Source organism: Lentzea sp. HUAS TT2, from assembly GCF_051853195.1.
GTDB lineage: Bacteria > Actinomycetota > Actinomycetes > Mycobacteriales > Pseudonocardiaceae > Lentzea.
This window is the reverse complement of record NZ_CP196667.1, coordinates 2,164,093-2,187,426: the sequence shown is the minus strand read 5'-3', so window position 1 is coordinate 2,187,426 and position 23,334 is coordinate 2,164,093. Positions and strand designations below refer to the sequence as shown.

Annotated in this window: 24 protein-coding genes; 18 read left to right on the top strand and 6 right to left on the bottom strand. The window is 66.3% G+C overall.

Annotated features, from left to right (window positions below; translation table 11 throughout):
- The first annotated feature begins 23 nt into the window (after positions 1 to 23).
- The 3 genes from ACSHWB_RS10735 (at position 24) to ACSHWB_RS10725 (ending at position 8,942) form a co-directional block, all read left to right on the top strand.
- A complete protein-coding gene (locus ACSHWB_RS10735) occupies positions 24 to 884 on the top strand; it encodes a hypothetical protein (protein ID WP_439661906.1) in 861 nt (286 codons plus the stop codon).
- A 574-nt stretch (positions 885 to 1,458) separates the two neighbouring features.
- Entirely contained in the window at positions 1,459 to 4,944 is a 3,486-nt protein-coding gene (gene rpoB / locus ACSHWB_RS10730; RefSeq protein WP_439661905.1) for a DNA-directed RNA polymerase subunit beta, read from the top strand.
- A gap of 101 nt (positions 4,945 to 5,045) precedes the next feature.
- Positions 5,046 to 8,942: a DNA-directed RNA polymerase subunit beta' gene (locus tag ACSHWB_RS10725; protein WP_439661904.1), complete on the top strand. Its 3,897-nt coding sequence runs from the start codon at positions 5,046 to 5,048 to the stop codon at positions 8,940 to 8,942.
- Between the two features lie 349 nt (positions 8,943 to 9,291).
- On the opposite strand, the gene ACSHWB_RS10720 is transcribed toward ACSHWB_RS10725, so the two are convergent.
- From ACSHWB_RS10720 to ACSHWB_RS10695, 6 genes are all read right to left on the bottom strand, one after another.
- The gene (locus ACSHWB_RS10720) at positions 9,292 to 9,573 is read right to left on the bottom strand and encodes a DUF4287 domain-containing protein (RefSeq protein ID WP_439661903.1); all 282 of its coding nucleotides are present in this window, start codon (positions 9,571 to 9,573) and stop codon (positions 9,292 to 9,294) included.
- Between the two features lie 127 nt (positions 9,574 to 9,700).
- Complete coding sequence (locus tag ACSHWB_RS10715; RefSeq protein ID WP_439661902.1) at positions 9,701 to 10,138, bottom strand: hypothetical protein; 438 nt, start codon at positions 10,136 to 10,138, stop codon at positions 9,701 to 9,703.
- Positions 10,135 to 10,581: a hypothetical protein gene (locus ACSHWB_RS10710; protein WP_439661901.1), complete on the bottom strand. Its 447-nt coding sequence runs from the start codon at positions 10,579 to 10,581 to the stop codon at positions 10,135 to 10,137. The genes ACSHWB_RS10715 and ACSHWB_RS10710 overlap by 4 nt, the downstream gene beginning before the upstream one ends.
- 89 nt (positions 10,582 to 10,670) lie before the next feature.
- Positions 10,671 to 10,982: a zf-TFIIB domain-containing protein gene (locus ACSHWB_RS10705; protein ID WP_093593477.1), complete on the bottom strand. Its 312-nt coding sequence runs from the start codon at positions 10,980 to 10,982 to the stop codon at positions 10,671 to 10,673.
- A gap of 40 nt (positions 10,983 to 11,022) precedes the next feature.
- On the bottom strand, positions 11,023 to 11,847 hold the full coding sequence (locus tag ACSHWB_RS10700; RefSeq protein WP_439661900.1) for a phosphotransferase family protein: 825 nt from the start codon (positions 11,845 to 11,847) through the stop codon (positions 11,023 to 11,025).
- Between the two features lie 43 nt (positions 11,848 to 11,890).
- A complete protein-coding gene (locus ACSHWB_RS10695) occupies positions 11,891 to 12,691 on the bottom strand; it encodes an LppU/SCO3897 family protein (RefSeq protein WP_439661899.1) in 801 nt (266 codons plus the stop codon).
- A 308-nt stretch (positions 12,692 to 12,999) separates the two neighbouring features.
- Between ACSHWB_RS10695 and rpsL the strand changes: the two genes are divergently transcribed.
- The 15 genes from rpsL (at position 13,000) to rpsQ (ending at position 23,276) form a co-directional block, all read left to right on the top strand.
- Positions 13,000 to 13,374 (top strand): 30S ribosomal protein S12, encoded by a 375-nt coding sequence (rpsL, locus tag ACSHWB_RS10690; RefSeq protein ID WP_030473471.1) that lies wholly within the window; start codon positions 13,000 to 13,002, stop codon positions 13,372 to 13,374.
- Positions 13,374 to 13,844 carry a 30S ribosomal protein S7 gene (gene rpsG, locus ACSHWB_RS10685; protein ID WP_030478293.1) on the top strand — a complete coding sequence of 157 codons (471 nt, stop codon included), beginning with the start codon at positions 13,374 to 13,376 and terminating at the stop codon, positions 13,842 to 13,844. Before rpsL ends, rpsG begins: the two co-directional genes overlap by 1 nt.
- 77 nt (positions 13,845 to 13,921) lie before the next feature.
- On the top strand, positions 13,922 to 16,024 hold the full coding sequence (fusA, locus tag ACSHWB_RS10680; RefSeq protein ID WP_439661898.1) for an elongation factor G: 2,103 nt from the start codon (positions 13,922 to 13,924) through the stop codon (positions 16,022 to 16,024).
- A 146-nt stretch (positions 16,025 to 16,170) separates the two neighbouring features.
- Positions 16,171 to 17,364 (top strand): elongation factor Tu, encoded by a 1,194-nt coding sequence (gene tuf / locus ACSHWB_RS10675; protein WP_439661897.1) that lies wholly within the window; start codon positions 16,171 to 16,173, stop codon positions 17,362 to 17,364.
- Positions 17,365 to 17,948: 584 nt separating this feature from the next.
- Positions 17,949 to 18,254 (top strand): 30S ribosomal protein S10, encoded by a 306-nt coding sequence (rpsJ, locus tag ACSHWB_RS10670; RefSeq protein WP_003938093.1) that lies wholly within the window; start codon positions 17,949 to 17,951, stop codon positions 18,252 to 18,254.
- 27 nt (positions 18,255 to 18,281) lie between these two features.
- The gene (gene rplC, locus ACSHWB_RS10665) at positions 18,282 to 18,932 is read left to right on the top strand and encodes a 50S ribosomal protein L3 (protein ID WP_093591178.1); all 651 of its coding nucleotides are present in this window, start codon (positions 18,282 to 18,284) and stop codon (positions 18,930 to 18,932) included.
- A complete protein-coding gene (rplD, locus tag ACSHWB_RS10660) occupies positions 18,932 to 19,618 on the top strand; it encodes a 50S ribosomal protein L4 (RefSeq protein WP_319989703.1) in 687 nt (228 codons plus the stop codon). The genes rplC and rplD overlap by 1 nt, the downstream gene beginning before the upstream one ends.
- Entirely contained in the window at positions 19,615 to 19,914 is a 300-nt protein-coding gene (gene rplW, locus ACSHWB_RS10655; RefSeq protein ID WP_045309807.1) for a 50S ribosomal protein L23, read from the top strand. Before rplD ends, rplW begins: the two co-directional genes overlap by 4 nt.
- Positions 19,915 to 19,933: 19 nt before the next feature.
- Positions 19,934 to 20,767 carry a 50S ribosomal protein L2 gene (gene rplB, locus ACSHWB_RS10650; protein ID WP_030478299.1) on the top strand — a complete coding sequence of 278 codons (834 nt, stop codon included), beginning with the start codon at positions 19,934 to 19,936 and terminating at the stop codon, positions 20,765 to 20,767.
- A gap of 18 nt (positions 20,768 to 20,785) precedes the next feature.
- A complete protein-coding gene (rpsS, locus tag ACSHWB_RS10645; protein ID WP_030478300.1) occupies positions 20,786 to 21,067 on the top strand; it encodes a 30S ribosomal protein S19 in 282 nt (93 codons plus the stop codon).
- Positions 21,068 to 21,101: 34 nt separating this feature from the next.
- On the top strand, positions 21,102 to 21,500 hold the full coding sequence (gene rplV, locus ACSHWB_RS10640; RefSeq protein WP_030478301.1) for a 50S ribosomal protein L22: 399 nt from the start codon (positions 21,102 to 21,104) through the stop codon (positions 21,498 to 21,500).
- Complete coding sequence (gene rpsC / locus ACSHWB_RS10635) at positions 21,500 to 22,333, top strand: 30S ribosomal protein S3 (protein ID WP_189160161.1); 834 nt, start codon at positions 21,500 to 21,502, stop codon at positions 22,331 to 22,333. The genes rplV and rpsC overlap by 1 nt, the downstream gene beginning before the upstream one ends.
- A gap of 3 nt (positions 22,334 to 22,336) precedes the next feature.
- Complete coding sequence (gene rplP / locus ACSHWB_RS10630; RefSeq protein ID WP_030473461.1) at positions 22,337 to 22,756, top strand: 50S ribosomal protein L16; 420 nt, start codon at positions 22,337 to 22,339, stop codon at positions 22,754 to 22,756.
- Positions 22,756 to 22,998, top strand: coding sequence for a 50S ribosomal protein L29 (gene rpmC, locus ACSHWB_RS10625; protein WP_030478304.1), 243 nt, complete (start codon positions 22,756 to 22,758; stop codon positions 22,996 to 22,998). The genes rplP and rpmC overlap by 1 nt, the downstream gene beginning before the upstream one ends.
- Positions 22,995 to 23,276 (top strand): 30S ribosomal protein S17, encoded by a 282-nt coding sequence (gene rpsQ / locus ACSHWB_RS10620; RefSeq protein ID WP_439661896.1) that lies wholly within the window; start codon positions 22,995 to 22,997, stop codon positions 23,274 to 23,276. The genes rpmC and rpsQ overlap by 4 nt, the downstream gene beginning before the upstream one ends.
- The last annotated feature ends 58 nt before the right edge of the window (positions 23,277 to 23,334 follow it).

The following is a 23,334-nucleotide window of genomic DNA, read 5'->3' as shown; positions in this document are numbered from 1 at the left end:
AGAGCTGATTGGAACGAGTGCACGTGCCCCCATCCCGCCGCCGCCCCATCCCCACGCCGCCCGCAGGAGGCCGTCCCAAGGTCGCCGGGCTGAACCGGCGCGTCTCGTCGGAGCCCGCTGCCGAACCTGCGGTCGAGCCTGTCGTCGAGCCCGCGGCTGAGGACGTGGTCGAGGACGTGGCGCCGGAGGTCGTGCCGGAGGTCAGGCCGGAGCCGGAGGTCGGGGAGGCGAGGTTCAAGGCGCCGGATGCCATCGAGTGGACGCCGGCGGCCGCTTCGAAGAAGAAGGCCGCCGAGAAGCCTGCCGCCGCTGAGAAGGCCGAGCCGGTCGCTGAGACGGCCGCTGCGAAGCCCGGCGCCGCCTGGACGCTGCCGGTGGCCCTGGTGCTCGTGGGGCTCCTGATGGGCGGCCTGGGCACGTTCTTCCTGGTGAAGTCGCGCTCGGTGTCCTACGACGCCGCCCTGGTCGACACCGCCACCACCTCGGAGGTCAACGGCCAGATCCGCGAGGCCGTCGAGAAGTCGTTCTCGTACAACTTCGCCGACGTCGAGTCCACCGAGAAGGCCGCGAAGGAACTGCTCACCGGCAAGGCCCTGTGCCAGTACAACGCCGTGTTCGGCCCGGTGAAGGAGGTCGCGCCGCAGCAGAAGCTCGTCGTGACCGTCCGCGTCGTGTCCTCGGCCGTGTCGTCGCTCAGGGACGGCCGCGCCACCGTGCTGGTCTTCGCCGACCAGGTCACCACCCGCACCACCGACAACCAGTCGGGCGGCGGCACCGCCATGCTCCGCGTGAGCGCGGTCGACGACGGCGGCCGGTGGAAGATCGACAACATGGAGATGTTCGGGGCGACGGCGGAGCAGAACCGCCAGCTGCAGGACTGCTGACCGCACGCGGGGCCCTTTCGTACTGCATGTCAGTACGAAAGGGCCCCGCGTGCGGTCGGGGCATCCGCGGGGCAGGGGTCGTTTGGGGCAGGTCGGTGGCGGGTAACTGATCTCCGTCCCCTAAGATCAACTCCGCTGAGAGGTCGCAGAACCAGCCCCGGATGCACCGCTGAGACCCCCTCCGCCAGCCCCGACACGCGTGATCTCCGTCACAGCAAATCCTGTGGCGCTCTGTAAGTTCGCTTGAAGCCGCCAACTTCCCACCAAAACGGCCGCACACGTGTTTGTGCAGGTCAATTGGGTGACTTCGAGTGAACAGCGCTCCATCCAGAGGGTGGATCGGTCCGCAACATCTTGACTGCGCGCTCATGCAGGGTCACTCTGTCGGTGAGCAAGAGGAGGGTCCTTCCAGGTGCCTCTCGACAGTCGCCGTGCGCGTGGCTAGACTGCCCCTTTGCGCTGCCCATTTTCCGCTTGCCCTTCGCCGAGAGCGTGGATTATGCGGGCATCGCCGCACCCTTGACAGCCGTGCTAGTTCGCTCTAGCCAGCTACCTGTCCCTGGAAGGACGCATCTTGGCGATCTCTCGCGCGACCAAGGCCACTGCTGCGACCAACTCCACGTCGGGGATCCCTGGAGCGCCGAAGCGGGTCTCGTTCGCGAAGATTAACGAGCCGCTTTCGACGCCCAACCTGCTTGACCTGCAGATCCAGTCCTTTGAATGGCTCACCGGCGACGAGGCGTGGTTCCAGCGCCGCGTCGACGCCGGCGACGAGACTCCGACGGGCGGCCTCGAAGAGGTCCTCAACGAGATCTCGCCGATCGAGGACTTCTCCGGCTCCATGTCACTGTCCTTCTCCGACCCGCGCTTCGACGAGGTCAAGGCCTCGACCGAAGAGTGCAAGGACAAGGACATGACGTACGCGGCACCGTTGTTCGTCACGGCGGAGTTCACCAACCACACCACTGGCGAGATCAAGAGCCAGACGGTGTTCATGGGTGACTTCCCGATGATGACGAACAAGGGCACGTTCATCATCAACGGCACTGAGCGCGTGGTGGTCTCTCAGCTCGTGCGGTCCCCCGGTGTGTACTACGACACCGCGGTCGACAAGACGACCGACAAGGACGTCTTCAGCGTCAAGATCATCCCGTCCCGGGGTGCTTGGCTGGAGTTCGACGTCGACAAGCGCGACACCGTCGGTGTCCGCATCGACCGGAAGCGTCGCCAGCCGGTGACGGTGCTGTTGAAGGCTCTGGGCTGGAGCACGGAGCAGATTCGCGAGCGGTTCGCGTTCAGCGAGACGTTGCTGACCACGCTCGAGAAGGACCACACCGCGGGTACCGACGAGGCGTTGCTCGACATCTACCGCAAGCTGCGTCCGGGCGAGCCGCCGACGAAGGAGTCGGCGCAGGCCCTGTTGGAGAACCTGTTCTTCAAGGACAAGCGCTACGACCTGGCGAAGGTTGGCCGGTACAAGGTCAACAAGAAGCTGGGCCTGGACACCGAGATCAACACCGGTGTCCTGACCGAGGACGACATCGTCACGACGATCGAGTACCTCGTTCGCCTGCACGCCGGCGAGACGATGATGGACGCCGCCGCGGGTGGTGACGTGCCGGTCGAGGTCGACGACATCGACCACTTCGGCAACCGTCGTCTCCGCACGGTCGGCGAGCTGATCCAGAACCAGATCCGCGTCGGTCTGTCCCGCATGGAGCGCGTCGTCCGCGAGCGCATGACCACGCAGGACGTCGAGGCCATCACGCCGCAGACCCTGATCAACATCCGTCCCGTCGTGGCGGCGATCAAGGAGTTCTTCGGCACCTCGCAGCTGTCGCAGTTCATGGACCAGACCAACCCGCTCGCGGGTCTGACCCACAAGCGCCGCCTGTCGGCACTGGGTCCCGGCGGTCTGTCCCGTGAGCGCGCCGGCATGGAGGTCCGCGACGTCCACCCGTCGCACTACGGCCGCATGTGCCCGATCGAGACCCCGGAAGGCCCGAACATCGGCCTGATCGGTTCGCTCTCGAGCTACGCGCGGGTCAACCCGTTCGGCTTCATCGAGACGCCGTACCGCAAGGTCACCGACGGCCGGGTCACCGACCAGATCGACTACCTGACCGCGGACGAGGAAGACCGCTTCGTCAAGGCGCAGGCGAACTCGCCGACCGACGACGACGGCAACTTCACCGACGACCGCGTCCTGGTCCGCAAGAAGGGCGGCGAGGTCGAGTTCATCGACCCGACCGACGTCGACTACATGGACGTCTCGCCGCGCCAGATGGTGTCGGCCGCGACGGCCATGATCCCGTTCCTCGAGCACGACGACGCGAACCGCGCCCTGATGGGTGCGAACATGCAGCGTCAGGCCGTGCCGCTGCTCCGCTCCGAGTCGCCGCTCGTCGGCACCGGCATGGAGCTGCGTGCCGCCGTCGACGCCGGTGACGTCGTCGTCGCGAAGAAGACGGGTGTGGTCGAGGAGGTCTCCGCCGACTACATCACCGTCATGGCCGACGACGGTGCGCGCAACACCTACGCGCTGCACAAGTTCCGTCGCTCGAACCAGGGCACCTGCATCAACCAGAAGCCCATCGTCAACGAGGGCGACCGGATCGAGGCGGGTCAGGTCCTGGCCGACGGTCCTTGCACCGAGAACGCCGAGATGGCGCTCGGCAAGAACCTGCTCGTGGCGATCATGCCGTGGGAAGGCCACAACTACGAGGACGCGATCATCCTGTCGCAGCGCCTCGTGCAGGACGACGTTCTCACCTCGATCCACATCGAGGAGCACGAGATCGACGCCCGCGACACGAAGCTCGGCGCCGAGGAGATCACCCGGGACATCCCGAACGTCTCCGAAGAGGTCCTGGCCGACCTGGACGAGCGCGGCATCATCCGCATCGGTGCCGAGGTCCAGCCCGGCGACATCCTCGTCGGCAAGGTCACGCCCAAGGGCGAGACCGAGCTGACGCCGGAGGAGCGCCTGCTCCGCGCGATCTTCGGTGAGAAGGCGCGCGAGGTCCGCGACACGTCGCTCAAGGTGCCGCACGGTGAGTACGGCAAGGTCATCGGCATCCGCGTCTTCTCGCGTGAGGACGACGACGAGCTGCCTCCGGGCGTGAACGAGCTCGTCCGCGTCTACGTGGCCCAGAAGCGCAAGATCCAGGACGGCGACAAGCTCGCCGGCCGCCACGGCAACAAGGGCGTCATCGGCAAGATCCTCCCCGCGGAGGACATGCCGTTCCTCGAGGACGGCACGCCGGTCGACATCATCCTGAACACGCACGGTGTGCCGCGGCGTATGAACATCGGCCAGGTGCTGGAGACCCACCTCGGGTGGATCGCCAAGCAGGGCTGGAGCATCAACGGGGACCCGGACTGGGCGAAGAACCTGTCCGAGGACCTGATGGATGTCGAGCCCGGCACCAAGACCGCGACCCCCGTGTTCGACGGCGCGAAGGAAGAGGAGATCACGGGCCTGCTCGGCTCGACGATCCCGAACCGCGACGGCGAGCGCATGGTCAAGCAGAACGGGAAGGCGCAGCTCTTCGACGGCCGCTCCGGCGAGCCGTACCCGTTCCCCGTGTCGGTCGGCTACATGTACATCCTGAAGCTGCTGCACCTGGTGGACGACAAGATCCACGCGCGTTCGACCGGCCCGTACTCGATGATCACGCAGCAGCCGCTGGGTGGTAAGGCGCAGTTCGGTGGTCAGCGTTTCGGTGAGATGGAGTGCTGGGCGATGCAGGCGTACGGCGCCGCATACACCCTGCAGGAACTTCTCACCATCAAGTCCGACGACGTGCTCGGCCGCGTGAAGGTCTACGAGGCCATCGTCAAGGGCGAGAACATCCCGGAACCCGGTATCCCGGAGTCCTTCAAGGTGCTGCTCAAGGAGCTGCAGTCGCTCTGCCTCAACGTCGAGGTCCTGTCTTCGGACGGTGCCGCGATCGAGATGCGCGACGGCGACGACGAAGACCTGGAGCGCGCGGCCGCGAACCTCGGCATCAACCTGTCGAGGTCCGAGTCGCCCTCCGTGGACGACGTCGTCAACTAGTCACCTCGCCGGCCGGTGTTGGGGATGCCTCCCGCGTCCCCAACACCCGGCCCTCCGACCAGCTCCTTTGCCACCGATCTAAAAAGGGGAAGAGAGTAGACGTGCTCGACGTCAACTTCTTCGATGAGCTCCGCATCGGTCTCGCGACCGCGGACGACATCCGCCAGTGGTCTTTTGGCGAGGTCAAGAAGCCCGAGACCATCAACTACCGCACGCTCAAGCCTGAGAAGGACGGCTTGTTCTGCGAGAAGATCTTCGGTCCCACCCGGGACTGGGAGTGCTACTGCGGCAAGTACAAGCGCGTGCGCTTCAAGGGCATCATCTGTGAGCGCTGCGGCGTCGAGGTGACCCGCGCGAAGGTGCGTCGTGAGCGCATGGGCCACATCGAGCTCGCCGCTCCGGTCACGCACATCTGGTACTTCAAGGGCGTCCCCAGCCGGTTGGGCTACTTGCTCGACCTGGCCCCCAAGGACCTCGAGAAGATCATCTACTTCGCCGCCTACGTCATCGTGGGCGTGAACGCCGAGCTTCGCCACAACGACCTGCCGACGCTGGAAAGCGAGATGCAGGTCGAGCGCAAGCGCGTCGAGAACCGCCGCGACGCCGACGTGGAGGCCCGCGCCCAGAAGCTCGAGGCCGACCTGGCCGAGCTCGAGGCCGAGGGTGCCAAGTCCGACGTGCGCCGCAAGGTCAAGGAGGGTGGCGAACGTGAGATGCGCCAGCTCCGCGACCGCGCCCAGCGCGAGCTGGACCGCCTCGACGAGATCTGGTCCACGTTCACCAAGCTGGACAAGGCCCAGCTGATCGCGGACGAGCTGCTCTACCGCGAGCTCTACGACCGCTACGGCGACTACTTCACCGGTGCCATGGGCGCGGAGGCCATCCAGAAGCTGCTGGGTGACTACGACGTCGACGCCGAGTCCGAGGTGCTGCGCGAGACGATCCGCAGCGGCAAGGGCCAGAAGAAGCTGCGTGCGCTCAAGCGCCTCAAGGTCGTTGCCGCCTTCCAGGCGACCCGCAACAACCCGCAGGGCATGGTCCTGGACTGCGTCCCGGTCATCCCGCCGGACCTGCGCCCGATGGTGCAGCTCGACGGTGGCCGTTTCGCGACGTCCGACCTGAACGACCTGTACCGCCGCGTCATCAACCGCAACAACCGGTTGAAGCGACTGATCGACCTCGGCGCGCCCGAGATCATCGTCAACAACGAGAAGCGGATGCTGCAGGAGGCCGTCGACGCGCTGTTCGACAACGGCCGCCGCGGCCGTCCGGTCACCGGTCCCGGTAACCGCCCGCTGAAGTCGCTGTCCGACCTGCTCAAGGGCAAGCAGGGCCGGTTCCGTCAGAACCTGCTCGGCAAGCGCGTCGACTACTCCGGCCGTTCGGTCATCGTGGTCGGCCCGCAGCTCAAGCTGCACCAGTGCGGTCTGCCCAAGCAGATGGCGCTCGAGCTCTTCAAGCCGTTCGTGATGAAGCGGCTCGTGGACCTCAACCACGCGCAGAACATCAAGTCCGCCAAGCGGATGGTCGAGCGTGCGCGCCCGGCCGTGTGGGACGTGCTGGAAGAGGTCATCACCGAGCACCCGGTGCTGCTCAACCGCGCACCTACGCTGCACCGCCTCGGCATCCAGGCCTTCGAGCCCCAGTTGGTCGAGGGCAAGGCCATCCAGCTGCACCCGCTGGTCTGTGAAGCGTTCAACGCCGACTTCGACGGTGACCAGATGGCAGTCCACCTGCCGCTGTCCGCCGAGGCGCAGGCCGAGGCCCGCGTCCTGATGCTGTCGTCGAACAACATCCTGTCCCCGGCGTCCGGTAAGCCGCTGGCCATGCCGCGTCTGGACATGGTGACGGGCCTGTACCACCTGACGCGTCACAAGGTCGGCGACATCGGCGAGGGTCACTCGTACTCGTCGCCCGCCGAGGCGCTGATGGCGTTCGACCGCAAGGTCCTGGGCCTGCAGTCGATGGTGAAGATCCGCGTCTCCGACAAGAACCCGCCCAAGGGCCAGGAGCCCGAAGGCTGGGAGCCCGGTCAGCCGTGGCTTGCGGAGACCACGCTGGGTCGCGTGCTGTTCAACGAGATCCTGCCGCAGGACTACGCCTTCATCAACGAGGTCATGCCCAAGAAGCGGCAGGCCGTGATCATCAACGACCTGGCCGAGCGGTACCCGATGGTCACCGTCGCCCGGACGCTGGACAAGCTGAAGGACGCCGGTTTCCACTGGGCCACCCGCTCCGGCGTGACGGTCGCGATCTCGGACGTCCTCGTCCCCGCCGCGAAGCAGGACATCCTCGAGGAGCACGAGCGCCTCGCGGACGCGGTGGAGAAGCGCTACCAGCGCGGTCAGCTCTCGCACGACGAGCGCAACTCCGAGCTGGTCAAGGTGTGGACCAAGGCCACCGAGCAGGTCCACGAGATCATGGAAGACAACTTCCCCGAGGACAACTCGATCCGCGTCATCGTGCAGTCCGGCGCCGCCGGCAACATGACGCAGGTCCGTTCGCTCGCGGGTATGCGTGGTCTCGTCACCAACCCGAAGGGTGAGTACATCCCGCGCCCGATCAAGAACTCGTTCCGCGAGGGCTTGTCGGTGCTCGAGTACTTCATCGCGACGCACGGTGCCCGTAAGGGTCTGGCCGACACCGCGCTGCGTACCGCCGACTCGGGTTACCTGACCCGTCGTCTGGTGGACGTCTCGCAGGACGTCATCATCCGCGAGGTCGACTGCGGTACCACCCGTGGTGTGCAGATGGTCGTCGGCGAGCAGCTGGGCGACAAGGTCGGCATGCACGAGTTCGCGCAGACCTCGGTCTACGCCCGCACGGTGGCCGACGACATCACCGACGCCGCCGGCAACCTGGTGCTCAACCGCGGCGACGACCTCGGCGACCCGGCACTCGTGTCGCTGGTCGAGGCCGGCATCGTCCGCGTGAAGGTGCGCTCGGTGCTGACCTGCGAGTCCCCGGTCGGCGTGTGCGCGTCCTGCTACGGCCGCTCGATGGCCACCGGCCAGCTGGTCGACGTCGGCGAGGCCGTCGGCATCGTCGCCGCCCAGTCCATCGGTGAGCCCGGCACGCAGCTGACGATGCGTACGTTCCACCAGGGCGGTGTGGCCGGTGACGACATCACCACCGGTCTGCCCCGTGTCCAGGAGCTCTTCGAGGCCCGCGTCCCGAAGGGCAAGGCGCCGATCGCCGACGTCGACGGCCGCGTCCGCATCGAGGACGGCGACCGCTTCTGGAAGATCACGCTCATCCCGGACGACGGTTCCGAGGAGATCGTGTTCGAGAAGCTGTCCAAGCGTCAGCGTCTCGCCAACACGGCCACCGGCCCGCTGCAGGACGGCGACCACGTGTCCGTCGGCCAGCAGCTGCTGGAAGGTACTCCGGACCCGCACGAGGTCCTGCGCGTCATGGGCCCGCGCGAGGCGCAGCTGCACCTCGTGCAGGAAGTGCAGAAGGTGTACCGCGCCCAGGGTGTGGCGATCCACGACAAGCACATCGAGGTCATCGTCCGGCAGATGCTCCGCCGGGTCACGATCATCGACTCCGGCGCGACCGAGTTCCTGCCTGGTTCGCTGGTCGAGCGTGCGGACTTCGAGTCCGGCAACCGCGCGGTCGTCGCCGAGGGTGGCGAGCCGGCCGCTGGTCGTCCGGTGCTGATGGGTATCACGAAGGCTTCTCTCGCGACCGACTCGTGGCTGTCCGCGGCGTCGTTCCAGGAGACGACTCGTGTGCTGACCGACGCCGCCATCAACGGGCGTTCGGACAAGCTCATCGGTCTGAAGGAGAACGTGATCATCGGTAAGTTGATCCCGGCTGGTACCGGGATCAACCGCTACCGCAACATCCAGGTCCAGCCGACCGAGGAGGCGCGGGCTGCTGCCTACGCGATTCCTTCTTACGACGACGGGTACTACACGCCCGACGTCTTCGGGACTGGGACTGGTGCTGCGGTGCCGCTGGATGACTACGACTTCGGTCGGGACTACCGGTAGTTGATTTAGCTGAACGGCCCCTGGAGCTTTGGCTCTGGGGGCCGTTTTGTGTTTGTGGCGGGTTTCCCTGTTGCGCAGCGTTCCCCGGTTGCGTTGGCGGGGCTGTGGTTGCGTGCTTCCCCCTGGGGCTCTGCCCCCAGACCCCCGGCAATCTGATCGGGGGATAGCGCCACGCGCGGGTAGATGGCACGCCTGTTGCTTTGGGCGGCTGCCTGGTGCTTTGAGGGGTGCCGGTCTCGCCTGCTGAGGACGGCTCGCCTTCGGCTTCGCGGGACTGTCAGACCCGCTCTGTACGTTGAATCGCGGGGGACCCTGAACCCAAGGGGACGCCTGCCTTGGCCTGCCCTCGTCAGCGATTGGCGATGCCGTCCAGCCGGAGCGTTGCCGACTCGTCCCGGTGGCTGCCGGTGGTGCCCACGTGCTTCTCGCTGATCTGCACGCCGTTCTTCAGCACGTGGTAGAGCGCCATGCCGTGGCCTCGGCCCAGGTCGTAGTCGGTCTTCAGCCATTCCAGGAACACGCCTGCCTTGGTGGTGGCGTCGTATCCGCGGCCCGCCGCCTCCGCCAGCAGGTCGGCCGGGGTCTTGCCGGTCTTCTTCTCCGCGCCGTCGAGGTAGGCCTGGAAGGACATCGTGGTCTCCGTTCGTCTGGTGAACGAAGCGTAGGACAAGTCGAGCTGTCTTGACAATATTTTTTGTCGGTGAGGTCGCGGGGGACAGGGAGTCGCCGCGATCGTCGACGAGGGTCGCGCTCGGGGGCTAACGGCGGCGGGCTCTGGCCAGGGCTCTGGCGCGGATCACGAGGTCGTCCACCAGGTGTTCGTCGACCAGTGGTGGGATGCCGGACTCGTCGGTGCAGCAGCGGGGTTTGGTGCGCTTCTCCGACAGGCGGGGGCGGACGCCGGCCATCTCGTAGAGGGCCTCGTAGAGGTCCAGGCCCGGGTCGTCGTCGTGTGGGCCCACGAGGAGCACCCACACGACTTCGGGGGAGGGGAAGGCGACCACTACGCGGTCGGCGCCTCGCAGGTGTTTCACGCACAGGCGTGGAAGTGGTTCTGGGCCTGTCACGCGGTAGCCCAGGGCGGCGCAGCCGGAGTGTGCGAGTTCGTCCAGGAAGCGTTCGTAGGCCACGCGGGCACGGCCGCGCAGGCCGTTGGCCTGGGCGTGTGCGGTGTGGGTTTCTACTACCTCGATCAAACCGGGCGGACCACGCGTCCCTTGCCGCTGCGCATCTCGTCCAGGGAGTTGGCGAGGTCTTGGCGGTCCAGCAGTGACTGGTCGCTCAGGCGGCGGTGGACTTCGTCGATCAGGCCGCGGGTCTTGCCCGTGCGGCGGAGGTCGGAGACCAGGTGGAGGACCTCGTGCAGGCGCACGGTGTCGAGCAGCATGCGCGGTGCCTGGCTGTGGATGGCCAGCACGCCTTCCCTGGCCCAGGCCTTCACCGTCTTCTCGGTGAGGTCGAGGAGCTCGCCTGCCACCACGGGACGTACCGGCGGGGCCTGGCGGAGGGTCTTGGCCACGACGCCGTCGAGGCGGTGGCGGCGTTCGTCGTCTTCTGACAGGGATGACGCGACGGCTTCGAGTTCCTCGATCGTGTCGAAGAGGTCGCGGATGTGGGCGGCCTCGGTCGCGACAGACATGGCTACTCCTCCCGTTGACTACCGATTATCCACTACTTTTTCGGTAGTCGTCAACGGCCCCGGAGCAGGGATCCGGGGCCGTCGCACGATCAGGAGGAGAAGAAGAGGCCGGCCAGGCCGTGCTTCTTGCGGTGGCCGTAGCCGTACGGGGCGGCGTGGCCGCCGTGGTGGTGGTGGATCTGCTGCGGCGCGGCACCCCAGGCGGGCTGAGCCGGCTGCGGGTAGGCAGCGGGCGGCGGGGCGGCGACGGGCGGCGGAGCCTGCATCTGGGCCTCGAGGCGCGTGATCGACTCGAGCTCGCCGTAGTCGAGGAAGACCCCGCGGCAGCCGTCGCACTGCTCGATGTGGACGCCCATGCGGTCGAACGTGCGCATGTTCGCATGACACTTGGGACACTGCATCGTGGTGAGCCTCCTGCGGTGGGACCGGACAAATACGATATTAGCCGCGGTCACTGCTCTCGTGCGTCGTGGCGATCCGACGACAGGCTTCAACCAGCGGTTCCACTGCCTGCAACCCGGACACGAGTGCCCGCGCTGCCATCTGCACAACGTACGCCTGAGCGGGGATGTTGAGTGCTTCCCATTCCGATGTCGGCAGAGCCACACCTCCCGTTTCACGATAGGCGTTGAGGAACCTCGCCCAAAGATCACCAGGTAGCACCCCCGCGGCGAACAAAGCCGCAGGTCGCGCCAGGTCCCACACCGGATCGCCGACCCCGAGATCGTCCACGTCGATGAGCCGCCATGAACCCCGGTGCACGAGCTGTCCGAGATGCCAATCACCGTGGATCAACGCACGGCCGTTCATGTCGAGCGGCGGCAGGACTTCGAACGCGCGCAACACGACATCGGCGTGCGGCAACTCCGGCGGCAAGGCCCGAATAGCCCGAACAATCCGTTCTGGCGCACCCGCCGCAGGCCCTTGCACGGGCAATGCGTGCAGCTTTGCCAGCAGTGCCGCGCTCTCCTCCCACGGCGCCGCATCGGGATCGTCCTGACTCACCGGTGTCCCGTACGGCCACACGGTCACCGGCCGGTCGTCCACGAACTGCAACGGCTTCAACGGCGGCAGCAACAGCTCGGGATGGGCCTCCGCTATCTCCAGCCGTTGCCGCAGGGCCTCGACGTCGGTGTCCGCGGGCAGGGCCTTGGCCACCACGTCGCCCACACGCACCACGACGACGTCACCGCGGTCGCCGCCGAGCACCTCGGGGGTGGCGGAAGAACCGGTCAGCGAGGCCATCGCCGCGATCAGGTCGTCCACGCGCACAAGTGAATCAGGCGCGCTGCACAGAGAACCGAACGGCTCAGTCGGTGATGCAGATCGTCTTCACCGGCTGCGAGTACGTCCTCGAGTAGTCACCGTTGCACAGCGCCCGGTCGGACTTGCCGTCGACGACCTTCGTGACCCTGCGTGCCCCAGCCCCGCACTCCACCCGTTCGAAGTACTGGTTGACCGCCTTGAGGCAGTCGCCCTCCTGCACGTTGAGGACGTAGCAGAGCCGCGTCTTGCCGTTCGTGCGCGAACGCCCGGACGACTCGGTGAGGTAGTCGCCTTCCGGGCACATCGTGCGTCGCTCACGGGAAGACACGCGATATACGGCCTCCTGCGACGCACAGTCCACTTGGGTCATCTCGACGCTCGTGTTGTTGACGTCGACCTGTTTCGCGCACTCGCCGACGCCGGCCTGCTCCTGCCAGCCGGAGCAGCCGGACAGCACCAGGGCGAGCACGGCGGTCAGGGCGGCGACCACCCTGAGGTCACCGCCGCGGCACGCCCCCGACGTCTTCACGGCGACGGGCCCGGCCCTGTCGTCGTACTTCTGCGGCTTGACGCACATGTCCTTGCTCACATCCAGGAGGTAGCACGTCTTCTCGCCGGAGTCGGAGGTGACCAGGTAATCGCCCGGCGGGCACTCTGCGCCGGGCGCCGCCACCTCGAACATCGCCTGGCGGCTCGTGCATTTGAGCTCGTTCGGTTCCAGCTTGGCACTGCTCGCCCGCGGGGCGGCGCAGTCGCCGACATCGGGGCCTGCCAACAGATCCCGCGCGATGAAGACGCCGGCTCCCACGACGGTGAGGCCGTAGACCGGCAGGTTGAGCTTCAAGGCGCGTTCTCCGTCACACGAGTAGCCTGGGTGCCGAGGGCAATGTCTACTGCAGGCGCGGGTGCGGTACCCCCGTTTTGACCCAGGTAGACGTGGGCGGGTATCTTTGCTACTCGTGCCCGACCCATGTCGGGCCGCTCCGCGTGCCCTTGAGGCCGCGGTGTCCTCCACTCGCAGGGACAGTTGAGCTGTTGCTTGCGGACCTTGGGAGCGGGCGACACGCCCGACCTCGGGTGCAGAGAGGGATCAAGAAAAGCGTGGGTGCGCCGCGAGGAGCACCCGCAAAAGACGGAAGAAGCAGCCGGCGAATGCCAACGATCCAGCAGCTGGTCCGCAAGGGCCGCCAGGACAAGGTGGCCAAGCAGAAGACGGCGGCCCTCAAGGGCTCGCCGCAGCGACGCGGTGTGTGCACCCGCGTTTACACCACCACCCCCAAGAAGCCGAACTCCGCACTGCGCAAGGTCGCTCGCGTGAAGCTGACCAGCGGCATCGAGGTCACGGCCTACATCCCCGGTGAGGGTCACAACCTCCAGGAGCACTCGATGGTGCTCGTCCGCGGTGGTCGTGTGAAGGACCTGCCGGGTGTTCGCTACAAGATCATCCGTGGCTCTCTCGACACGCAGGGTGTCAAGAACCGCAAGCAGGCTCGCAGCCGCTACGGCGCGAAGAAGGAGAAGAGCTAATGCCCCGCAAGGGACCGGCCCCGAAGCGGCCGCTTATCTCTGACCCGGTCTACAGCTCGCCCCTCGTGACCCAGCTCATCAACAAGGTGCTGGTCGACGGCAAGCGCTCCGTGGCCGAGAAGATCGTGTACGAAGCCCTCGAGGGCGCTCGCGAGAAGACCGGCACCGACCCGGTCGTCACGCTGAAGCGCGCGCTGGACAACGTGAAGCCGTCGCTGGAGGTCAAGAGCCGCCGCGTCGGTGGTGCGACCTACCAGGTGCCGATCGAGGTCAAGCCGGGCCGCTCCACCACGCTGGCGCTGCGCTGGCTGATCACCTTCTCCCGGCAGCGCCGTGAGAAGACGATGGTCGAGCGTCTGATGAACGAGCTGCTCGATGCGAGCAACGGTCTCGGTGCGAGCGTCAAGCGCCGTGAGGACACTCACAAGATGGCCGAGTCCAACAAGGCCTTCGCCCACTACCGCTGGTGATGTGATGCCCGGCTCCGCGAGGAGCCGGGCTCTCCCAGCCCTAGTGAGCCCACAAGCTCAAGACAGGGGAAAGACCCGTGGCACAGGACGTGCTCACTGATCTTGCCAAGGTCCGCAACATCGGGATCATGGCCCACATCGACGCGGGCAAGACCACGACGACTGAGCGGATCCTCTTCTACACGGGGATCAGCTACAAGATCGGCGAGGTTCACGACGGCGCTGCCGTGATGGACTGGATGGAGCAGGAGCAGGAGCGCGGCATCACGATCACGTCGGCCGCGACGACCTGCTACTGGAAGAACCACCAGATCAACCTGATCGACACGCCGGGCCACGTCGACTTCACCGTCGAGGTCGAGCGCAACCTGCGCGTCCTCGACGGCGCCGTTGCCGTGTTCGACGGCAAGGAAGGCGTCGAGCCGCAGTCCGAGCAGGTCTGGCGGCAGGCGACCAAGTACGACGTCCCGCGCATCTGCTTCGTCAACAAGATGGACAAGCTCGGCGCGGACTTCTACTTCACGATCAAGACGATCCAGGACCGGCTCGGCGCCAAGCCGCTGCCGCTCCAGATCCCGATCGGCTCCGAGAGCGAGTTCATCGGTGTCGTCGACCTGATCGAGATGCGCGCGCTGACCTGGCGTGGCGAAGTCCAGAAGGGTGAGGACTACGCCATCGAGGAGATCCCCGCGGATCTGCTCGAGAAGGCCCAGGAGTTCCGCGAGCAGCTGCTCGAGGCCGTCGCCGAGACCGACGACGAGCTGACCGAGAAGTTCTTCGACCAGGGCGACCTGTCCGTCGAGGAGATCAAGGCCGGCCTCCGCAAGATCGTGGCCGCGGGCTCCGCGTACCCGATCCTGTGCGGCTCCGCGTTCAAGAACAAGGGCGTCCAGCCCATGCTCGACGCGGTGATCGACTACCTGCCGTCGCCGCTCGACCTCCCGCCGGTCGAGGGCACGCTGCAGGACGGCGAGACCGTCGTGAAGCGCAGCCCGTCCACGGACGAGCCGTTCTCCTCGCTGGCGTTCAAGATCGCCGTGCACCCGTTCTTCGGCAAGCTGACCTACATCCGGGTCTACTCGGGCAAGGTCGCTGCGGGCACCCAGGTCATCAACGCGACCAAGGACCGCAAGGAGCGCATCGGGAAGATCTTCCAGATGCACGCCAACAAGGAGAACCCGGTCACCGAGGCCATCGCGGGCCACATCTACGCCGTGATCGGTCTCAAGGACACCACGACCGGTGAGACCTTGTGCGACCCGCAGCACCCCATCGTGCTCGAGTCGATGACCTTCCCCGAGCCCGTCATCCAGGTGGCCATCGAGCCCAAGACGAAGGCGGACCAGGAGAAGCTCGGCACCGCGATCCAGAAGCTGGCCGAGGAGGACCCGACGTTCCGGGTCAACCTCGACCAGGAGACGGGCCAGACCATCATCGCCGGCATGGGCGAGCTCCACCTGGACATCCTGGTGGACCGCATGCGCCGCGAGTTCAAGGTCGAGGCCAACATCGGCAAGCCTCAGGTGGCGTACCGGGAGACCATCCGCCGTGCGGTGGAGAAGTACTCCTACACCCACAAGAAGCAGACCGGTGGCTCCGGCCAGTTCGCGAAGGTGCTCGTCACCGTCGAGCCGCTGGAGAAGAAGGAAGACGGAGCTCTCTACGAGTTCGTCAACGCCGTCACCGGTGGTCGCATCCCGCGTGAGTACATCCCGTCGGTCGACGCGGGTGCACAGGACGCGCTGCAGTACGGCGTGCTGGCGGGTTACCCGCTGGTCGGCGTGAAGGTGACGCTGCTCGACGGCGCCTACCACGAGGTCGACTCCTCGGAAATGGCGTTCAAGATCGCTGGTTCGATGGCCCTCAAGGAAGCCGCCCGTCAGGCGTCTCCCGCGATCCTCGAACCGCTGATGGCCGTCGAGGTCACGACGCCCGAGGAGTACATGGGCGACGTGATCGGCGACCTGAACTCCCGCCGTGGCCAGATCCAGGCCATGGAGGAGCGCAGCGGTATCCGTGTCGTCAAGGCACTGGTCCCGCTGTCGGAAATGTTCGGGTACGTGGGTGACCTGCGGTCCAAGACCCAGGGTCGTGCCAACTACTCGATGGTGTTCGACTCCTACGCAGAGGTTCCCGCGAACGTCTCGAAGGAGATCATCGCGAAGGCGACCGGGGAGTAGTCCCCAACCGGAGCACCGCAGTTCCACCGCGGGCTCTCCGGGGGTGAATCCCTGGGGTCCGCATTTTCCGACCCTGACGTGTAGTCCGGCGGGTGGCCACAGATACCCGCCGGACCAGCAAAAAAGAAGTCCAGGAGGACAATCCAGTGGCCAAGGCGAAGTTCGAGCGGACGAAGCCGCACGTCAACATCGGCACCATCGGTCACATCGACCATGGCAAGACCACGCTGACCGCGGCGATCTCCAAGGTTCTGCACGACGCGTTCCCCGATGTCAACGCTTCGTTCGCGTTCGACCAGATCGACAAGGCGCCGGAAGAGAAGCAGCGCGGCATCACGATCTCGATCGCGCACATCGAGTACCAGACGGAGAACCGTCACTACGCGCACGTCGACTGCCCCGGGCACGCCGACTACATCAAGAACATGATCACCGGTGCGGCGCAGATGGACGGCGCCATCCTCGTGGTCGCGGCGACCGACGGTCCCATGCCGCAGACGAAGGAGCACGTCCTCCTGGCCCGCCAGGTCGGCGTTCCCTACATCGTTGTCGCCCTGAACAAGGCCGACATGGTGGACGACGAGGAGATCCTGGAGCTCGTCGAGCTCGAGGTCCGCGAGCTGCTCTCCGAGTACGAGTTCCCGGGCGACGACCTGCCGGTCGTGCGCGTTTCGGCGCTGAAGGCGCTGGAGGGCGACGAGACCTGGGGCAAGTCCGTGCTCGAGCTCATGGCCGCCGTTGACTCGGCGATCCCGGAGCCGGAGCGCGACACCGAGAAGCCGTTCCTCATGCCCGTCGAGGACGTCTTCACGATCACCGGCCGCGGCACCGTGGTGACCGGTCGTATCGAGCGCGGCATCATCAACGTCAACTCGGAAATCGAGATCGTTGGTATCAAGGAGACGTCGAAGAAGACGACCGTCACCTCGATCGAGATGTTCAAGAAGTTCCTGGACGAGGGCCGCGCGGGCGACAACGCCGCGCTGCTGCTCCGTGGCATCAAGCGCGAGGAGGTGGAGCGCGGCATGGTCATCGTCAAGCCGGGCACCACGACCCCGCACACCGAGTTCACGGCGCAGGTCTACATCCTGTCCAAGGACGAGGGTGGCCGCCACACGCCGTTCTTCAACAACTACCGTCCCCAGTTCTACTTCCGGACGACGGACGTGACCGGCGTTGTGACGCTGCCCGAGGGCACCGAGATGGTCATGCCGGGTGACACCACCGGTATGGACGTCAAGCTGATCCAGCCGATCGCCATGGACGAGGGCCTCCGCTTCGCGATCCGCGAGGGTGGCCGCACCGTCGGCGCCGGCTCGGTCACCAAGATCATCAAGTGATCTAGCTCCACCAGTACGGCGTGAAGCCGGGCCAACGATCTTCGTTGGCCCGGCTTTCGTCGTCAAGAAGAAATTGTGCGACAGCTCACGTCGAACTGCCGCCGAAGTGCGAGTTCGGATTTGGCGCCGGGATTCTGTTGCTGGACAATGGAACCGGCGCGCCCGTCGCTCCACATGCGACGGACGACAGCGGCTCACCGGCCAAGATCCGCACGTGATCTGGGTCCGGATCGCCCACCCCGATTTGGATCGCCTCGCGCTCGTGTGGCATCCTTTACGGGTTGCTCGATGAAGGCCGGGTGCAGTTCGTGTGTGCCCGCGTTCTTCGATCGAGCGTCCGCGCCCTGTTAGTGAACGCCTCCTTGCGGAGATGGGCATCAGGGTGCATGGGCTGTGGTAGGCCCAATCCCACCGGGGAGACCTTGAGTGGGACCGGTATGCGCACCGGGCGCGACACGCCCGACCGCGTGGACCGGGCACCATGACACTTCAACAGGGGCGGAGCGCGCCAAGAGGCTGTAAAAGGCCTCATCCGAGGCACCGCACCGCAGCGGTTACGAGAAGCAGAGGAACGGCAAGCCATTATGGCGGGACAAAAGATCCGCATCCGGCTCAAGGCCTACGACCACGAGGCGATCGACGCGTCTGCGCGCAAGATCGTTGAGACCGTGACGCGCACCGGCGCTCGGGTTGTCGGGCCCGTGCCGCTGCCCACTGAGAAGAACGTGTACTGCGTCATCCGCTCGCCGCACAAGTACAAGGACTCGCGCGAGCACTTCGAGATGCGCACGCACAAGCGGCTGATCGACATCCTCGACCCGACGCCGAAGACGGTTGACGCGCTCATGCGCATCGACCTGCCGGCCAGCGTCGACGTCAACATCCAGTAAGCGTTGGGCGCGGAGAGTAACGGACCAATGTCTGACAGGCAGATGAAGGGCATCCTGGGCACCAAGCTCGGCATGACTCAGGTCTTCGACGAGAACAACCGGGTTGTCCCGGTGACGGTCGTCAAGGCTGAGCCCAATGTCGTGACCCAGGTACGCACCGAAGAGAAGGACGGCTACACCGCCGTCCAGCTGGCGGCCGGCGCGATTGACCCGCGCAAGGTCAACAAGCCCGTCGCGGGCCACTTCGCCAAGGCCGGGGTCACGCCCCGTCGCCACCTGGTGGAGCTGCGCACGGCGGACGCCAGCGAGTACACGGTCGGCCAGGAGATCACCGCTGAGGTGTTCGAGGCCGGCGCTGTTGTCGACATCACCGGCACCAGCAAGGGCAAGGGCACCGCAGGTGTCATGAAGCGCCACAACTTCAAGGGCCTCGGCTCCAGCCACGGCACCCAGCGCAAGCACCGCTCGCCGGGTTCCATCGGTGGCTGTGCCACGCCTGGTCGCGTCTTCAAGGGTCTGCGCATGGCTGGCCGCATGGGCCACGAGCGCGTCACGACCCAGAACCTGAAGGTGCACAAGATCGACGTGGAGAACGGGCTGCTGCTCATCAAGGGCGCGGTTCCCGGACCCAAGGGCGGTCTGGTGTTCGTCAAGACTGCTGCGAAGGGCGGTGCCTGATGTCGACTGTTGAGATCCGCACCCCGGACGGCAAGACCGCCGGCTCTGTCGAGCTGCCGGCTTCCGTGTTCGACGCGCAGGCCAACGTGGCGCTGCTGCACCAGGTCGTCGTGGCCCAGCAGGCCGCCGCGCGCCAGGGCACGCACTCCACGAAGACCCGCGGCGAGGTGTCCGGCGGTGGCAAGAAGCCTTACCGCCAGAAGGGCACCGGCCGTGCCCGCCAGGGTTCGACGCGTGCGCCGCAGTTCGCCGGCGGTGGCGTCGTCCACGGCCCGCAGCCGCGCGACTACTCGCAGCGGACGCCCAAGAAGATGAAGGCCGCCGCTCTGCGTGGCGCCCTCTCCGACCGGGCTCGCGCCAACCAGGTCCACGTCGTGTCCGGCCTGGTGGACGGGGACACCCCGTCGACCAAGACCGCGCGCAAGGTCCTGGAGTCGGTCACCCAGGCTCGTCGCGTTCTCGTGGTGCTCAACCGCACCGACGAGGTCGCGTGGGTCAGCGTGCGGAACCTTCAGCACGTGCACGTGATCGCGCCCGACCAGCTCAACACCTACGACGTGCTCGTCAATGACGACGTGGTGTTCACCAAGGACTCGCTCGACGTGTTCCTCGCCAGCAAGGCCCAGCAGGGTTCTGGCTCGGCTGAGGCCACGGCGACCGTCGTGGACGAGGAGGGTTCCAAGTGATCCCCGACCACAGGGACATCTTGCTCGCGCCGGTGATCTCGGAGAAGTCCTACGGGCTGCTCGAAGAGAACAAGTACACCTTCTTGGTGGCGCCGGGTTCGAACAAGACCCAGATCAAGATTGCCGTGGAGAAGGTCTTCGGCGTCAAGGTCGTCAGCGTCAACACCATCAACCGCCAGGGCAAGCGCAAGCGGACCAAGAGCGGTTTCGGCAAGCGCAAGGACACGAAGCGCGCGATCGTCACGTTGTCGGCTGACAGCAAGGCGATCGAGATCTTCGGCGGCCCTGCCGCCTGATGACGAGGACTGCGTAGAGATGGGCATTCGCAAGTACAAGCCGACGACGCCTGGTCGTCGCGGTGCGAGCGTCTCCGACTTCGCCGAGATCACTCGGTCGACTCCGGAGAAGTCGCTGATCCGCCCGCTGCACAAGCTGGGTGGGCGCAACGCGTCGGGCAAGATCACCACGCGTCACAAGGGCGGCGGTCACAAGCGGGCATACCGCCTGATCGACTTCCGTCGCAACGACAAGGACGGCGTGCCGGCCAAGGTCGCTCACATCGAGTACGACCCCAACCGCACCGCGCGCATCGCGCTGCTGCACTACGCAGACGGCGAGAAGCGCTACATCATCGCCCCGGAGAAGCTCAAGCAGGGTGACACGGTTGAGAACGGCCCCAAGGCCGACATCAAGCCGGGTAACAACCTGCCGCTGCGCAACATCCCGGTCGGTTCCGTGATCCACGCGATCGAGCTCCGCCCCGGTGGCGGCGCGAAGATGGCTCGCTCGGCTGGCGCCTCGGTCCAGCTCGTGGCGAAGGACGGTCCGTACGCCCAGCTGCGCTTGCCCTCGGGCGAGATCCGCAACGTGGACGTGCGCTGCCGCGCCACGCTCGGCGAGGTCGGCAACAAGGACCACCAGAACATCAACTGGGGCAAGGCCGGCCGCATGCGGTGGAAGGGCAAGAAGCCCACCGTCCGCGGTGTCGCCATGAACCCCGTTGACCACCCGCATGGTGGTGGTGAGGGTAAGACCTCCGGTGGTCGCCACCCGGTGAACCCGGCTGGTAAGCCCGAGGGTCGCACCCGCCGCCGCAAGCCAAGCGACAAGCTCATCGTCCGGCGTCGTCGCACCGGTAAGAAGCGCTGAGCAGGGAGGGAGTGAAGGATGCCTCGCAGCCTTAAGAAGGGTCCCTTCGTCGACGACCACCTGCTCAAGAAGGTGGACGTTCAGAACGAAGCGGGCAAGAAGACCGTCATCAAGACGTGGTCCCGCCGATCCACGATCATCCCGGACATGCTCGGCCACACCATCGCGGTGCACGACGGTCGCAAGCACGTCCCGGTGTTCGTGACCGAGGCGATGGTCGGGCACAAGCTGGGCGAGTTCGCCCCGACCCGGACCTTCAAGGGCCACATCAAGGACGACCGGAAGTCTCGTCGCCGCTAGGCGTCGAACTGAGAAGAGCAAGGGAAAAGCAGCGATGAACGCCCGTAAGGACGCTGAGGCGCAGGAGTTTCCGCGCGCCGTGGCTCGGGCTCGCTACGTCCGCGACACCCCCATGAAGGTCCGTCGCGTCGTCGAGCTCATCAAGGGTCGTAACGCAAGCGAGGCCCTGGCCGTGCTCCAGTTCGCGCCCCAGGCCGCTTCTGAGCCGGTCGCGAAGGTGCTCGCCAGCGCCATGGCCAATGCCGAGAACAACATGTCCCTGGACCCCTCGACCCTCTGGGTTGCGGTGGCCTACGTGGACGAGGGTCCGACCCTCAAGCGTTTCCGCCCGCGTGCCCAGGGCCGCGCGTACCGGATCCGCAAGCGGACGAGCCACATCACCATCGAGGTGGAGTCTCGTCCCAAGAAGACCAGCGTGAAGGGAACGCGGTAGTGGGCCAGAAGATCAACCCGCACGGCTTCCGGCTGGGGATCACCACCGACTGGAAGTCCCGCTGGTACGCAGACAAGCAGTACGCCGAGTACGTGGCGGAGGACGTCAAGATCCGCCGCCTGCTCAGCAAGGGCATGGAGCGTGCCGGCATCTCCAAGGTGGAGATCGAGCGGACCCGTGACCGGGTGCGCGTCGACATCCACACCGCCCGGCCGGGCATCGTCATCGGCCGTCGTGGTGCCGAGGCGGACCGCATCCGCGGTGAGCTGGAGAAGCTCACCAAGAAGCAGGTCCAGCTGAACATCCTCGAGGTCAAGAGCCCCGAGTCGGACGCGCAGCTCGTGGCACAGGGTGTCGCCGAGCAGCTGTCCAACCGCGTCGCCTTCCGGCGCGCGATGCGCAAGGCCATTCAGTCGGCCATGCGTTCGCCGCAGGTCAAGGGCATTCGCGTGCAGTGCGGCGGTCGCCTCGGCGGCGCCGAGATGTCCCGCTCGGAGCACTACCGCGACGGCCGCGTGCCGCTGCACACCCTCCGCGCGAACATCGACTACGGCTTCTTCGAGGCCCGCACCACGTTCGGCCGTATCGGCGTGAAGGTGTGGATCTACAAGGGCGACATCGTCGGTGGCATCTCGGCCAAGCGCGCACTCGACGCGGCCCCGGCCCAGGGTGCTGACCGCGCCCCGCGCCGTGACCGTGGCGAGCGTCCGAACCGTGCCCGCCGCTCCGGTGCCAGTGGCACCACCGCGACGAGCACCGAGGCCGGCCGCGCCGCCGCTGACGCCACCGCGTCGGCCGAGGCCCCGGCTTCTGCAGAGAAGACGGAGAGCTGAGTCATGCTCATCCCTCGTAGGGTCAAGCACCGCAAGCAGCACCACCCCAAGCGGTCGGGTGCTGCCAAGGGTGGCACGAAGGTCACCTTCGGTGAGTACGGCATCCAGGCTCTCGAGCCCGCCTACGTCACCAACAGGCAGATCGAGTCCGCTCGTATCGCCATCACGCGTCACATCCGTCGTGGCGGCAAGGTCTGGATCAACATCTTCCCGGACCGCCCGCTGACGAAGAAGCCGGCCGAGACCCGCATGGGTTCCGGTAAGGGTTCGCCGGAGTGGTGGGTCGCGAACGTCAAGCCGGGTCGCGTCCTCTTCGAGATGGCCTTCCCGAACGAGCAGGTCGCTCGCGAGGCGCTCCGCCGCGCGATCCACAAGCTCCCGATGAAGTGCCGCATCGTTACGCGTGAGGGTGGTGAGTTCTGATGGCAGCGGGTACTACCGCTTCCGAGCTGCGTGAGCTCACCGAGGAAGAGCTCGTGCTGCGTCTGAAGGAATCGAAGGAAGAGCTGTTCAACCTTCGTTTCCAGATGGCCACGGGCCAGCTCGACAACAACCGGCGTCTGCGCACGGTCCGGCATGACATTGCCCGGATCTACACCGTGATGCGGGAGCGGGAGCTCGGGCTCTCCGTCACGCCGGATTCCACTGGTGAGGGTGCGGCATGACCGAAAGCAACGAAGTTCAGACCGAGAAGCGCAACGACCGCAAGGTCCGTGAGGGCCTCGTCGTGTCCGACAAGATGGACAAGACGATCGTGGTCGCGCTCGAGGACCGCAAGAAGCACCCGCGTTACTCCAAGATCATGCGCTCCACCACCAAGGTGAAGGTGCACGACGAGGAGAACTCGGCCGGCGTCGGCGACCGCGTCCAGCTCATGGAGACCCGGCCCCTGTCGGCGACCAAGCGCTGGCGTCTCGTCGCCATCCTCGAGAAGGCCAAGTAGTCCTTTCTAGACAGACCGAGCCCGTCGGGTCGGAAATCCGGCGGGCCAGGAATGGTCA

Excerpts from the sequence above, each read along its gene's own strand:
- rpsG (WP_030478293.1), top strand. The coding sequence starts at position 13,374 with ATGCCCCGCAAGGGACCGGCCCCGAAGCGGCCGCTTATCTCTGACCCG.
- ACSHWB_RS10710 (WP_439661901.1), bottom strand. The coding sequence starts at position 10,581 with ATGTCTGTCGCGACCGAGGCCGCCCACATCCGCGACCTCTTCGACACG.
- rpsL (WP_030473471.1), top strand. The coding sequence starts at position 13,000 with ATGCCAACGATCCAGCAGCTGGTCCGCAAGGGCCGCCAGGACAAGGTG.
- rplV (WP_030478301.1), top strand. The coding sequence starts at position 21,102 with ATGAACGCCCGTAAGGACGCTGAGGCGCAGGAGTTTCCGCGCGCCGTG.
- rplD (WP_319989703.1), top strand. The coding sequence starts at position 18,932 with ATGTCGACTGTTGAGATCCGCACCCCGGACGGCAAGACCGCCGGCTCT.
- rpsJ (WP_003938093.1), top strand. The coding sequence starts at position 17,949 with ATGGCGGGACAAAAGATCCGCATCCGGCTCAAGGCCTACGACCACGAG.
- rplP (WP_030473461.1), top strand. The coding sequence starts at position 22,337 with ATGCTCATCCCTCGTAGGGTCAAGCACCGCAAGCAGCACCACCCCAAG.
- rplB (WP_030478299.1), top strand. The coding sequence starts at position 19,934 with ATGGGCATTCGCAAGTACAAGCCGACGACGCCTGGTCGTCGCGGTGCG.
- ACSHWB_RS10720 (WP_439661903.1), bottom strand. The coding sequence starts at position 9,573 with ATGTCCTTCCAGGCCTACCTCGACGGCGCGGAGAAGAAGACCGGCAAG.
- rpsS (WP_030478300.1), top strand. The coding sequence starts at position 20,786 with ATGCCTCGCAGCCTTAAGAAGGGTCCCTTCGTCGACGACCACCTGCTC.
- ACSHWB_RS10705 (WP_093593477.1), bottom strand. The coding sequence starts at position 10,982 with ATGCAGTGTCCCAAGTGTCATGCGAACATGCGCACGTTCGACCGCATG.
- rpmC (WP_030478304.1), top strand. The coding sequence starts at position 22,756 with ATGGCAGCGGGTACTACCGCTTCCGAGCTGCGTGAGCTCACCGAGGAA.
- rplC (WP_093591178.1), top strand. The coding sequence starts at position 18,282 with ATGTCTGACAGGCAGATGAAGGGCATCCTGGGCACCAAGCTCGGCATG.
- rpsQ (WP_439661896.1), top strand. The coding sequence starts at position 22,995 with ATGACCGAAAGCAACGAAGTTCAGACCGAGAAGCGCAACGACCGCAAG.